At 72.8% G+C, this 12,216-nt stretch carries 9 protein-coding genes and 3 pseudogenes; 6 read left to right on the top strand and 6 right to left on the bottom strand.

Annotated features, from left to right (window positions below):
* Positions 1–14: 14 nt before the first annotated feature.
* The 5 genes from CGL27_RS01560 (at position 15) to CGL27_RS01535 (ending at position 5,671) form a co-directional block, all read left to right on the top strand.
* Positions 15–1,232 (top strand): ROK family transcriptional regulator, encoded by a 1,218-nt coding sequence (locus CGL27_RS01560; RefSeq protein ID WP_119994199.1) that lies wholly within the window; start codon positions 15–17, stop codon positions 1,230–1,232.
* Between the two features lie 644 nt (positions 1,233–1,876).
* Positions 1,877–2,170, top strand: a complete 294-nt coding sequence (locus CGL27_RS53035; RefSeq protein WP_276147802.1) for an FAD-dependent oxidoreductase — start codon at positions 1,877–1,879, stop codon at positions 2,168–2,170.
* A 35-nt stretch (positions 2,171–2,205) separates the two neighbouring features.
* Positions 2,206–3,390 (top strand): lycopene cyclase family protein, encoded by a 1,185-nt coding sequence (locus CGL27_RS01545; protein WP_240450308.1) that lies wholly within the window; start codon positions 2,206–2,208, stop codon positions 3,388–3,390.
* Positions 3,387–4,118: a methyltransferase domain-containing protein gene (locus tag CGL27_RS01540; protein ID WP_119983900.1), complete on the top strand. Its 732-nt coding sequence runs from the start codon at positions 3,387–3,389 to the stop codon at positions 4,116–4,118. Before CGL27_RS01545 ends, CGL27_RS01540 begins: the two co-directional genes overlap by 4 nt.
* Before the next feature lie 56 nt (positions 4,119–4,174).
* Positions 4,175–5,671, top strand: a complete 1,497-nt coding sequence (locus tag CGL27_RS01535; RefSeq protein WP_119994198.1) for an FAD-dependent oxidoreductase — start codon at positions 4,175–4,177, stop codon at positions 5,669–5,671.
* A gap of 209 nt (positions 5,672–5,880) precedes the next feature.
* Here CGL27_RS01535 and CGL27_RS01530 read toward each other — a convergent pair whose 3' ends face one another.
* From CGL27_RS01530 to CGL27_RS51400, 6 genes and pseudogenes are all read right to left on the bottom strand, one after another.
* On the bottom strand, positions 5,881–6,885 hold the full coding sequence (locus CGL27_RS01530; protein WP_119983898.1) for a DUF5914 domain-containing protein: 1,005 nt from the start codon (positions 6,883–6,885) through the stop codon (positions 5,881–5,883).
* Positions 6,885–7,877, bottom strand: a complete 993-nt coding sequence (locus CGL27_RS01525) for a phytoene/squalene synthase family protein (protein WP_119983897.1) — start codon at positions 7,875–7,877, stop codon at positions 6,885–6,887. The genes CGL27_RS01530 and CGL27_RS01525 overlap by 1 nt, the downstream gene beginning before the upstream one ends.
* Positions 7,864–9,435, bottom strand: coding sequence for a phytoene desaturase family protein (gene crtI, locus CGL27_RS01520; protein WP_119983895.1), 1,572 nt, complete (start codon positions 9,433–9,435; stop codon positions 7,864–7,866). The genes CGL27_RS01525 and crtI overlap by 14 nt, the downstream gene beginning before the upstream one ends.
* Positions 9,432–10,300 (bottom strand): annotated as a pseudogene (locus CGL27_RS01515) (polyprenyl synthetase family protein). The gene crtI and the pseudogene CGL27_RS01515 overlap by 4 nt, the downstream one beginning before the upstream one ends.
* Positions 10,301–10,434: 134 nt before the next feature.
* Positions 10,435–10,633: pseudogene (locus CGL27_RS53030) on the bottom strand (cryptochrome/photolyase family protein); the annotation flags it as partial.
* Positions 10,634–10,740: 107 nt separating this feature from the next.
* Positions 10,741–10,878: pseudogene (locus CGL27_RS51400) on the bottom strand (pyrimidine dimer DNA glycosylase/endonuclease V); the annotation flags it as partial.
* 179 nt (positions 10,879–11,057) lie between these two features.
* Here CGL27_RS51400 and CGL27_RS01505 point away from each other — a divergent pair.
* Complete coding sequence (locus tag CGL27_RS01505; RefSeq protein ID WP_162952839.1) at positions 11,058–12,203, top strand: DUF711 family protein; 1,146 nt, start codon at positions 11,058–11,060, stop codon at positions 12,201–12,203.
* The last annotated feature ends 13 nt before the right edge of the window (positions 12,204–12,216 follow it).

Below are 12,216 nucleotides of genomic sequence, written 5' to 3'. Positions count from 1 at the left end.
CGAACCTGCCGCGCATGGGGGACTTCAACGAGTCCGTGATCCTCGATGCCATTCGCAGGCACCCGGCGGGCCTGAGCCGGGTGGAACTCGCCAAGGCCACGGGTCTGTCGGCGCAGACCGTCTCGAACATCACGCGGCGGTTGCTCGACCAGGGCCTGGCCCGCGAGTCGGGGAAGCAGAACATCGGCAGTGGCAAACCCCGCACCCTGCTGGAGATCGTGCCGACTTCTCGCTTCGCCGTGGGCGTCCACCTCGATCCCGCCGTGATCACCACGGTCGTGGTGGACCTCCATGGCACTGTGGTGGCCCAGCGCCACCGGCAGACCCCGAGCGGTGGTGACACCGACCGGATCGCCGCCGACATGGCGGCCTCGGTGTCCGCACTCGTGACGGAGTCGGGCATTGACGATTCCCGGGTCCTGGGCCTGGGCATCGCCGCGCCAGGCCCCATCGACGCGGCCGCCGGATGGGTGGTGGACCCACCGGAGCTGCCGGCCTGGGGCCGCTATCCACTCCGTGACCGGCTCAGTGCGGAAACCGGCTTCCCGGCCCTGCTCGACAAGGATGTGACGGCGGCGGTGGTCGCCGAACGGTGGGCGGGCGCGGCCACCGACAGCCGGAACCTGCTCTTCTTCTACCTGGGGACAGGTTCCGGTATGGGCCTGGTCGTGGAAGACACGGTGCTGCGCGGCTCCTCCGGCAACGCGGGCGAGGTCGGCGGCCTCGGCGCCGCCTGCTCGGCTCGGGCCCTCGTGGACGAGGCCATCGCCTTGGGCGTGCTCGGCGCCGAGTACACCTGTCTCGACCCGGCGGACGCCCAGCGTGGTCTGGTGCGCCTGGCGGAACTCGCTGCCAAAGGCGAACCCCAGGCGGACGGCATCATCGAGCGACTGGCCATCCGCATCGGCCGGGGCGTCTGTGCGGCGGGGACGCTCCTGGACGTCGACACCGTCGTATTCGGCGGCCCGATCTGGCAGTTGTTGGCCGAGCGTCTCCTCGCCACCATCGAGCCGATGGTGGCGCGCTCCCCGTTCGTCAGGCCCACCCACCCGACGACGGTCACATCCACCACGCTCGGCGAGAACGTGGCCGCGATCGGCGCTGCCTCCCTGGTCCTCGATCACGCCCTCTCTGCCCAGCCGAGGTCTCTCCTGCTGGCCGACCGGGGCATTGCCGGTCAGGGCAGGCGATCAGGGAGCGAGACGAGGGAGAAGTCGTCTCGGATGACGTAGTGAACGAGGTGCGGGTCTTCCGCTGCCGGCGCGGGCGCCGGCAGCGGGCCCGGCCGGTCCTCCCGGCCGCCGGTCGGGGCTGTGGCAGGGCATTCTCCGGCCCGCAGCTGGGTCAGCTCCTCGACCGGACCCTCGCCGCCGTCGGGTCCACGCCGTTCAGGCGTCTGTCGGCGACGTCCTTGCGGACCCGGGCCCGCAGTGTCTCCCCGGTGGTCCGAGGATGGTCGACTCGGTGAAGTAGCACATCGCATAAGCCGAGTCGGTGGCGTGGGCTGTTCCGGTGCCGAGGGCCGGTGCGCCGGACACCGTCAGTCGAATATGGCCGCACGCTTCCTGCCGGACCCGGCTGGTCCGGGCAGACCGTGCCCGGGCTGCCGCGGCCACCGGGGCCGGCGGAGGCCCTCGCGGTTGTGGAAGCGGCCGCATCCGGGTGAGGTGCCGTCGCCGGTCGGCCCTCCGGCCGAGGCGGCTCCTGGCATAGGCGGACGGAACGTGATCAGCTGGGCGGACGTGTCAAGCGCTCGGCTGCTGTCGTCTGGTGTGACAGCCGTGCAGGGCGCTCACGGTACGGCGCCACCCACAGGGCAAGCCCGAGGACGCGGCTTGACCTCCGATGGAACAGGTGGACGCCTCGAAGGAGGACCATGACCGTTCATCACCGCCGGACGCGGGTGCCGGACACTGTCGTGGTCGGCGCCGGTCTCGTCGGCCTCGGCCGCGCCCTGGACCTGAGCCGAGCCGGACGGCGGGTGGCTCTGCTGGAGGCGTCCGACGGCCACGGTCGGCCGGAGCCCGAGGCGGGCACGGCCCCGCCGATGCCCTCGCGAGGAGACCCGCGCCAGGTCGTCAGGGCCGTCGCCGATGCGCCGGCGGCGGACGCCGAGCTTCTGCGTACGGCCCCGGATGGAACGCCCGTCGTCGAGCGGCGGGTCAGGTGAGCCGACGTGCCTCAGGCTTCGTCGCCAGGTCCGAAGTGGTCATTGTGGGCGGCGGTGCGGCCGGACTCAGCCTCGCGCACAGGCTGACGGAGACCGGCTCCACCACCGTGACCGTGGTGGAGCCGCCGGACGGTTCGTTACGGCCGCCAGAGCGGACCTGGTGCTACTGGGACCGGGGCCCCGGCGACTTCGACGAAGCGGTCAGTGCATCCTGGTCCCGGCTGCGCGTCCACGGAGCCGACGGCAGCGAGGTCACTGTTGATCCGGCCCCGCTGCGCTACCGCATGGTGCGGTCCGCGCAGTTCGAGCGGCTGGTGCACTCCCGGATCGCCGGTTTCCCCGGTGGGCGTGTCCTGCGCGCGACGGTGGACGCGGTGCGGGACGTGGCTGACGGGGCGGAAGTTCACTGCACGGCACCCGACGGCCGGGCGCTGACGCTGTGCGCCCGCCATGTGTTCGACTCTCGTCCCCTGCGCGTCCTGCCGCCGGCCCGGACGCTGCTGCTGCAACACTTTCGCGGCTGGTTCGTGCGCACGGCCGCGAACCGGTTCGATCCCGCGGTCGCGGACCTGATGGACTTCCGGGTGCCGCAGCCGCGTCACGGGCTCGCCTTCGGCTACGTCCTTCCGCTGGCGCCGGACCGGGCTCTGGTCGAGTACACCGAGTTCTCCCGGACTCCGCTGACCGCCGCAGCATACGGGGCGGCGCTCGGCCACTACAGCCGCGAGATCCTGGCCCTCGGTGCCTTCACCGTGGAAGCGGCGGAACAGGGTGTCATCCCCATGACCGACGCGCGCTTCCCCCGGTGCGTCGGGGCTGCCGTCTTCCGTATCGGGACCGCGGGCGGCGCCACACGTCCGGCGACCGGCTACACCTTCGCCGCCGTGCAGCGGCAGAGCAGAGCCATCGCCGCCGCTCTGCGAGAGGGGCGCAAGGTCGTGCCTCCGCCGCACGGGCGGCGTGCGCTGGCCATGGACGCGGTGCTGCTGCGGGCCCTGGACACCGGACGGATCGACGGCCCCGACTTCTTCACCGGCCTGTTCCGCCGTACGCCCCCGGAACGTCTGCTGCGCTTCCTCGACGGCGCCACCACGCCCTGGGAGGAGTGGGGAATCGGACTGCGTACCCCCGTCGGCCCGATGCTCCGGACCGCCGTTGAACTCCCCTTTCTGCCCCGCCGCGCCCGCCCCGCCCCACGAATCGGAGAGAGGCCCCCATGACACTGCTGCGCGACCACGATCTGGCACGCGCCTTCGACCACGCCTCGCACACCTACGACCGCCTCACGGCCCTCAACCCCGGCTACCGCACCGACCTCCTCCGCTCGGCCCGCAGACTACGGCTGCCCGGAGACGGAGCGGGACTCCACGTGCTCGACCTCGGCTGCGGCACCGGCGCCTCGACCCGGGCCCTGCTACGGACCGCGCCCCGCGCTCGCATCACCGCCGTCGACGCTTCGCCGGGGATGCTGCGACGGGCGCTGGCCAAGCCGTGGCCTGCACGCGTGCGCTTTCTGCATCTGACGGCAGAGGAAGTGGCGACGGCCGGGGAGGGTCCCTTCGACGCGGTCTTCGCCGCCTACTTGTTCCGCAACGTCACCGACCCGGATCGGGCCCTCGCGGCCGTCCGGGCACTGCTGCGACCGGGCGGACGACTCGCCGTCCACGAGTACGCCCTCAGCGGCTCGGCCGTCCACCGCGCCCTGTGGACGGCCGTGTGCCATGGGGTGATCATTCCGATGGGCACGCTCAGTGGTGACCGTGCCCTGTACCGCCACCTCTGGGGCAGCGTCCTCGCCTTCGATACCGCACCCGCCTTCACCGACCGTCTGAGGCGTGCGGGCTTCACGGACGTGCGCGCCGTCCCCGTCGCCGGGTGGCAGACCGGCATCGTGCACACCTTCCTCGCCCGGGACGGCTCCGCCGCCGCAGGGGAGCACGCCCGGTGAGCGCCCGCCCGCACGGTAGCGCCCGGCGGGGCCGCGACCGCAAGGCCGGGGTCCTGATGCCCGAACCCGGCCGGGCCCGGTTCGAGTACGGGGACACACCGTCCGCCGCCGTGGTCGGCGGCGGCATCGCCGGTCTCGCGGCGGCCACTCTGTTGGCCGAACGCGGCTCCCGCGTGACCCTCTACGAACGGGAGGAATCACTCGGCGGCCGCCTCGCCGGCTGGCGCACCCGGCTGGCCGACGGATCCGAGGCGACCATGAGCCGCGGTTTCCACGCCTTCTTCCGTCAGTACTACAACCTGCGCGGCCTGCTGCGGCGGACCGACCCCGGCCTCACAAGGCTCACTCCGCTGCCCGACTACCCCCTTCGGCACAGCGGCGGCCTGACGGACAGTTTTGCCCGTGTCCCGCGCACACCGCCGTTCAGCGCACTCGGTTTTGTCGCCCTGAGCCCCACCTTCGGCTGGCGGGACCTGGCCACCATGGACGTCCGGGCGGCGCTGCCGCTCCTCGACGTCCGGGTGCCCGAGGTCTACCAACGCTTCGACCAGGTCAGCGCGGTCCGTTTCCTGGAACGTGTCCGCTTTCCCGAGGCCGCCCACCACCTGGCGTTCGAGGTGTTCTCGCGCAGCTTCTTCGCCGACCCGCACGAACTTTCGGCCGCGGAATTGCTGCTGATGTTCCACATCTACTTCCTCGGCTCGGCCGAGGGCCTGCTCTTCGACGTACCGGACGAACCCTTTCCGCAAGCCCTGTGGGGGCCGCTCGGCGACTACCTCCAGCGCCTCGGAGTGGTCGTCCGCACCGGCACCTACGTGCACGACATCCACCCGCGCGACGGTGGGGGAGTCGCGTTGCGTACCGACACCGGCGAGGACCGGCACGAGGCGGCGGTGCTCGCCCTCGACACCAGGGGACTGCGCCAGGTCGTCGCCGCGTCACCCGGCCTGGGCACCGCCGCCTGGCGCGACGGCATCGCCGCTGTGCGTACCGCCCCACAGTTCCTCGTCTCCCGGCTCTGGCTCGACCGGCCTGTCCGCCCCGATCGCCCCGGATTTCTCGGCACCAGCGGGTACGGCGGCCTGGACAACATCAGTGTCCTGGAACGCTACGAGGGCGAGGCCGCCCGCTGGGCCGCCCGGAACGGGGGCACGGTGGTGGAACTGCACGCCTATGCCGTCGCTGCCGATGCGGAACGGGAGAAGGTGCAGAGCATGCTCGTCGACCGGTTGCGTCAGGTGTACCCGGAGACGCGCGAGGCGCGCATCGTCGACGCCCGGCACGAGTGGCGCTCGGACTGCCCGCTCTTCCCGGTCGGTTCCCACCACCGGCGTCCCACCGTGCGGACCCCCCACCCGTGGCTGACGCTGGCCGGTGACGCGATCCGCTGCGACCTCCCGGTGGCGCTGATGGAACGCGCCGCCACCACCGGATTCCTGGCGGCCAACGCTCTGCTCGCCGCATGGGGCGTCCGGGGCCAGGTGCTGTGGACGGTCCCTCGGACGGGCCGTTCGCCCGCGCTGCGGGCACTTGGCGCACTCGCGGGACGATGATCCGAGCGCAGGGGAGCGCACCGTGCGACCACGGAGCCGCCGAACCCGACACGTGCCGACGCCGGACGGACCGGGCGCCGGACGGACCGGGCGCCGGACGGACCGGGCGCCGGACGGACCGGGCGCCCGACGGACCGGGCGCCCGACGGCCGGGCCGGCGCGGAGCCCGATCGGCAGACCGCCGGGCCCGGTGGCTCATCCCTCGCTGGTCACCCCGGGAACCGTCCGGTGCTGCGCAGCGTCCAGCGTCGCTCGGCGTAGGCCAGGTCGTCGCGCCACAGGCGCCCGGCCATGCGACGCATCAGCGGGCGCAGCACTGGGGCGGCGACCCGGGCCGGCTTGAAGCCGCGCCGGTCCGAGGTGGCGACGACCGCCTCGACCACGGCGGTCCGTGGCTGTTCATCGGCCTCACCGGTAAGCGGCGTGGCATGGGTCTCGACCACGGACGTCGCTCCCTCGCCGTCGGTGATGCGCATGACGACCGTACGCGGCTCCGGCGCGGTGAACTCGGCCCGGACCGGGACCACCAGACGCCCCGCCACGCGGAAGGAGACATCGACGACGAAGGCGTCATCCTCGTCACCCCGCGGCTCCCGCGCCACCGTCAGGTCGACGAACGAGTACGGATGGAACCACGAGCCGTGCCACGGGTCGAGACGGTTGGCGACCACGTCCTGCGGTTCGCACCGTCCCACCGCGGTGAACACCGCGTCCACCCCGCTGCCCATCGCGGGACGCACCGGCACCACAGGGCGCTGCGATGGTTCCTCGCCGCCGACCGCATCCAGCCGCACCCATACCAGCACTCCGTCGTCGTGGACGGGGTACGGCTCCCAGCTTGCGAAGGCGGTACCGTCCAGGGCCAGTCCGTGCCAGTGGCACACCAGCGTGCCGCACACCACCCGGCTGTCGCGCAGGGGAGCACCGAGATGGGGGCAGGCGCCTGGACCCGCGCGCAGCTCACCCGTATCCGAGCGCCACAGCACGACCTCGACGCCGCCCACCGTCCTGCCGCACGGGTGCCCACCGGCGCGCACCTCCCGGGAGCCACCGACGACGAACCAGTTGCCCGAGGGACGTGCCAGGGCCCGCTTGAGCGCGTCGGCAATCAGCGCCGGCCGTGCTGCCCGCCAGGTCGGTTCCTGCACAGCCGCCGGGCCGCGGCGCCGCCGCAACGGCGCTGTCCAGCGGGCCTTGTCCGCTCGATCGCTCACTACCCGGGCCCCTTCCACTGGAGTGCCGCGCCGCCTTCCGCGGGTGCCGGACGTGCGAGGCGGGCGCGCCACCGTGCGCCGATCACCTGTACGGCTCCGGCCGCGGCGGTGGCCGCACGCCGTCCGCGTGACACCATGGCCCGCTGATGCAGCACGATGTAGTCGTGGTGCGCGATCGCGTCGAGAATGCCGCCGTACAGGGTGAACGCGGTGCGGATACAGGGGCGCACCCGTGGGTCGAGCATGCCGATGCCGGGTTCCGCCGCACGGTACACGTCCCTGGTCATGGCCTCGGCAGCGACGAGAGCCGCGCGGATCCGCGGGTCGCGGTGCCCTGTGCGGCGGCTCCATTCCAGCAGCGGCCGGTCCACGTCGTGGGCGGCGAGCAGGTCCGCCGGCAGGTAGACGCGGCCCCGGTCCAGGTCCTCACCCACGTCCCGCAGGAAGTTGGTGAGCTGGAACGCCACCCCAAGGGCCGCCGCGTGCGGTGCCGCCTCCTCGCGGGCGACGACCGTGCCGAGCACCGGCAGCATCTGCAGACCGATCACCGCCGCCGAGCCGTGCATGTAGGAGCGCAGGGCGGCGTAGGTCGGATAGTCCGTGACGGTCAGATCGCTGCGCATCGAGGCCAGGAAGTCGGCGAACAGCGTGTGGTCGATGCCGTACCGGTCGGCGGTGTCGGCCACGGCCCGGACCACGGGCTCGTCCCCGCCGCCGGTGCGCAGCCCGCGCGCGAGGTCGCTTTCCACGCGCCGCAGCAGCCGGTCGCGCTCGTCGGGTGTCCGGCGCCGGTCGAGGTCGTCCACGATGTCGTCCGCCCAGCGGGCGAAGCCGTACAGCGCGTGCACGGCCGAGCGGCGTTCCAGCGGCAGTAGACGGGTGGCCAGGAAATAGGTCCTGCCGTGGCGGGCGTTGAGCCGCCTGCACCAGGTGTAGTCGGCGCGCAGCACGGGATCGGTGATCCCGGCGGCGTCCAGTTCACGACGGGTCACCGGCACCTGCCGAAGCCGGGGTGTGGTGGACCTGAGCGCCGGTTGTGGTCAGCCGGGTGTGTGGTGTGCGGCTCCCGACGCAGCCGGTGACACGGGCGGCGGCGAGTTTGCCGCTGATGAGCACCGTCGGTACGCCGACGCCGGGGGTGGTCCCGCAGCCGGCCAGCACGACGTTGTCCAGCCCGCGTACCAGGTTGCGCGGCCGGAACGGGCCGGTCTGGGCGAACGTGTGGGAGACCGAGAACGGGCTGCCCGCCGCGTGGCCTTGTGCCGTCCAGTCCAGGGGAGTCACCAGGAGCTCCTCCTGGACACTGTCCGCGAATCCGTCGAGGCCTCGGCGCTCCAGCTCGGCGACCAGCCTGTCGCGGTAGCGCGGGCCCAGGTGCCGCCAGGCGGGCGCGGAGGGGCCGACGATGGTGTTCGGGCAGGGGGCCAGGACGTAGTGGAGGTGGCCGCCCGGCGGCGCCAGGGTGGGGTCGTGTGTAGTCGGCCGGGTGATCAGCAGGGAAGGGTCGCTCATCAGCGCTCCCGAGCGGGTCAGTTCATCGAACGTGCGCTCCCATGCCGCGCCGAAGGAGAGCGTGTGATGGGCGAGACCGGGCCACGTGCGGTCGGTCCCGGCGTGCAGAATCACAGCGGACGGTGAGTGACGCAGCCGCACCGGGCGGCGAGGTGCTCGACCAAGGAGCCGGTGCGCGGCGGACAGCTCACAGGTGAGCACCACCGCGTCGCACCGAATCCGCTCACCCGACGTCAGGCGTACGGCACGTACCCGGTCGACCGAGCGCTCCAGCCCGCTCACCTCCGTCGACCACCGGAGGTCGGCACCGGCGCCGGCCGCCGCGTCGGCCATGGCGCGGGGCAGCGCGTGCATCCCGCCCTTGGGAAACCAGACGCCGGCCACGGTGTCCATATAGGCGATCACGGCGTAGGCCGCGAGGGCCCGGGCGGGGGCTACTCCGGCGTACAGGGCCTGGAAGGAGAAGACTCGGCGCAGGCGGGTGTCGGAGAGGAAGCGGCCGATCTGGTGGTCCAGACGCCCGAACCCGCCGAGCGCCGCCAGGCACGCCAAATCCGGGTGCAGGAGCTGGAAGGGGGAGTCGAAGTTCGTGTCGATGAAACGTCGCATCTGCGCCCGGTACAGCCGCTCCAGCCAGTGCCGCAGCCTGCGGTAGCCCGCGGCCTCCGACGGTCCGGCGAATCGACGGACCTCCGCCTCCATCGCCTCGCTGTCGGTGTGGACGTCGAGCGAGGTCCCGTCCGCGAAGCATGCCCGGTAAGCCGGGTGCAGGGCCACCAGCTCGACGTGGCGGCCGAGGCTGTCGCCGACGGCCGTGAACGCCTCGTCGGCCAGGTGCGGCATGGTCAGCACCGTGGGGCCGGTATCCACCTGGTATCCGCCGACCTGTACGCGGCCGGCCCGGCCGCCCGGACCGGCGTCCCGTTCGACGACCGTGACCCGGCGGCCGGCGCCGAGCAGGTGGAGGGCGCAGGCGAGGCCGGACAGTCCGGCGCCCACCACGACGACATGGTCCGTCGGCCCCGTCACCGTCCTCACGCGCCCTCCCCGGTGGGCCCCGGGGCGACACCCGACGCTCGTTCGACCAGTGCGGCGAACTCCCGCCGCAGACCCGGACCGGCGCCGATCGTCGCGAAGTGCCGCAGACTCGTGGCTGCCAGTTCCGCGATCTTCGACTCCACGACGGTCCGGGCTCCGGTCCGCTCCAGCGCCGCCCGCATCCGCTCCACGGTGTCCTCCGACCGGTGGGCCGCGCCCGGGGCGAGCACAGCGGCGGCCTCCTCGTCCCTGGCGGCGTCGGCGAGCCTGACGGCGACGGCGAGCAGGTAGGTGAGCTTGCGCGTCCGCAGGGCGTTGTCGGCCGGTTTGCCCGTGAGCGCCGGGTCGCCGAAGGCGCCGCAGGGGTCGTCGCGGAGCTGGAAGGACGGCCCCGCGCACCCGCCGGCGGAGCGCAGCGCGTGCAACGTGTACTCGTCGGCGGCGGGTGGGCCGGTCATCCGTGCCGCCCGGTGCATGCGGGCGAAGCAGGCGTGCACAGCCGGCGCACCCCGACGCAGCGGCGATCCGTCCATCGGGTCGTCATGTATGAGGGCGCGCATGCCTGGAGGAGTTCGAGGGCGGCTCCCGTGTGCGGGACCGCCGTGGCATCGCCCGAGCCGTACGCCGCCCGCCAGCCGCACCACGCGAACGCCGTGCGCAGCCGCTTCCCGCCGCGCTGGACGAACGCGCCTACATGGGCTGCCACGTCGCGGGCGAACAACGGGTCCACATCCCGGGCCCGGCCCAGTGCCGTACCGAGGTGATGCTCCAGTACCGTCTCGACGGCCCTGGCGGCGTCGCGGGCCGTGCGCGGTTCCTCGACGAGTCCGGCCGGGTCTGCCACCGTCGGCTGCACTCCAAGCATCCGCAACCTCTTTCACTCTCGGTCACCTGCACACCAGTGCTTCCGCCATCGGTCCGTGCGCGGATGCGTTGATCTGTGCCCGGCGTGGGACCGGTTGGGGAACTTTTCACTCCACCGGCCCATCGACATGGGTCTCATGGCGGTGTGTCACCGCGTGTGCGCTCCTGCCGGCGGACCTCAGCGAGGTCGGTGAGCCGGTCGAGCTGCCGCACCGCCCGGGGAGGTGGGGTGGTTGCCCGCGAACCGGTCCCGGTGCCGGTCGTAGAACGTCCAGTAGCCCGCGGAGCAGGGGCAGGCGCGCCCGCCGGTCCGGTCGCCCGGCCGGTAGGCGCACGCCCGCGGAGGAACATCCCATTTTCTGAGAAAGTGGGCATCTGCTGGAACCCGATCTGCCCGAAGCGCGCGCAAGGAGAGAAGGGCCCAAGGAGCAGCGGCGCGAAGGCCTCTTCGTATCCGGTCCACATCTGCACGACGGGGTGCCGGCGCCAGCCGCAACCGGGCACGGTCAGGCCGCGTAGGGCCTGAAGGGCCTCGACGCGCTGCTTGCCCAGCCGCCGCGGCGCGGACGGCTGGCGCACCGCCGGGCTGCCGGGACGGCGCCAGGCGCCGCGCCGAGCGTCCTCGCGTGCCAGTGCCGCGCCGATGCCTCGCGCGGTTGCGGTCGGTCATTTCCGCATGGCCGATGTGGGCCCTGAGCTCCACTCCAGCTCGGCGCCCTCCGCACAGCGGGGATGACCGTCTCGTTGGACAGCCGCAGGTGACCGAGGCGGACCTGATGGCGGAGTGCCGGGCTGGGGCACGGGCGCACGGCGTCCTCCAAGGGGGACGAGCCGACATCGCCGCCATCAGCGAATACAGCGAGCGGGCCCTGCGGATCGGTGACGAGATCACGCGGGCCGGGTTCGACGTGCAGACGGTCCGCCTGTCCGGCCCCGCACTCGACGAGCCGGTGAGCCGGGATCAACTCCACACGAGGGCTGCGGATCTCGCCGCGGCATGCCGGCGTGCGGGGGTGGGCAGTGCCTCGTTGACCGCGTTACGGCCCGCCGCGCTCGCGGAGCTCCAACCTTCCGACGTCGCGGAGGTGCTGGCCGAACACCCCTCGTTGTTCACGTCCGTCGTGGTCGCGGACGGCGCCGAGGTGGACCACGCCGCCGCCTTCAGCGGGGCCGTGATCCGTGAACTGGCGAGCCGCGACAGGGACGCCAACTTCCGGTTCGCGGCGATCGCCAACCTGGGCGCCAACGCTCCGCTGTTCCCGGGCTCCTTCAGCGACGGCGGCGCCGCGGGGGTGAGCGTGGCCCTCAAGTCGGCCGGCGCACTTCTCGCACGCGCTCGCGCGGCCAAGCCCGGTGACATCGCGGGGGCGGCCCGGCTGACCCAAGGGTGCCTGCAGGACCAACTCGGTCCGCTCCAGGACGTGCTGGTGCCGTCGTGCGAGCGGCATGGCCTGCTGTTCCACGGAGTCGACCCGTCCCCGGCCTGCGCGCCGGATGCCGGTATCGCGGAGTTCCTGGAGACCGTCGGAGGCATCAGGTTCGGTTCTCCCGGCACGGTCGCCACATGCGCCGCGGTGACCACGGGCATCCGGTCGGTGGGCCGTCCCACGGTCGGATACGCGGGTCTGATGCGCCCGGTGCTGGAGGACAGGGTGCTCGCACGCTCCTGGCAGGAGGGCCGTATCGACGCCGACTCGGTGATCGCGTACTCCTCCGTCTGCGGTGCGGGCCTGGACACGATCCCGCTGCCGGGCTCGACTCAGGAGCATGAGGTCGTCGCCATGATCACGGACATGGCGGCGCTGTCGGCGCGGTGGCGCAAACCGCTGTCCGCCCGTTTGATGCTCGCGCCGGTCGGCTCCGATCCGCATCTCACGGAGAGCGACTCGTCGGGCGGCACCTGAACCGTCTGCCCCG

Origin of the sequence: Streptomyces sp. 11-1-2 (assembly GCF_003595545.1) — a bacterium.
GTDB classification, from domain to species: domain Bacteria; phylum Actinomycetota; class Actinomycetes; order Streptomycetales; family Streptomycetaceae; genus Streptomyces; species Streptomyces hygroscopicus_B.
This window is presented reverse-complemented; position numbering and strand designations above follow the sequence as displayed.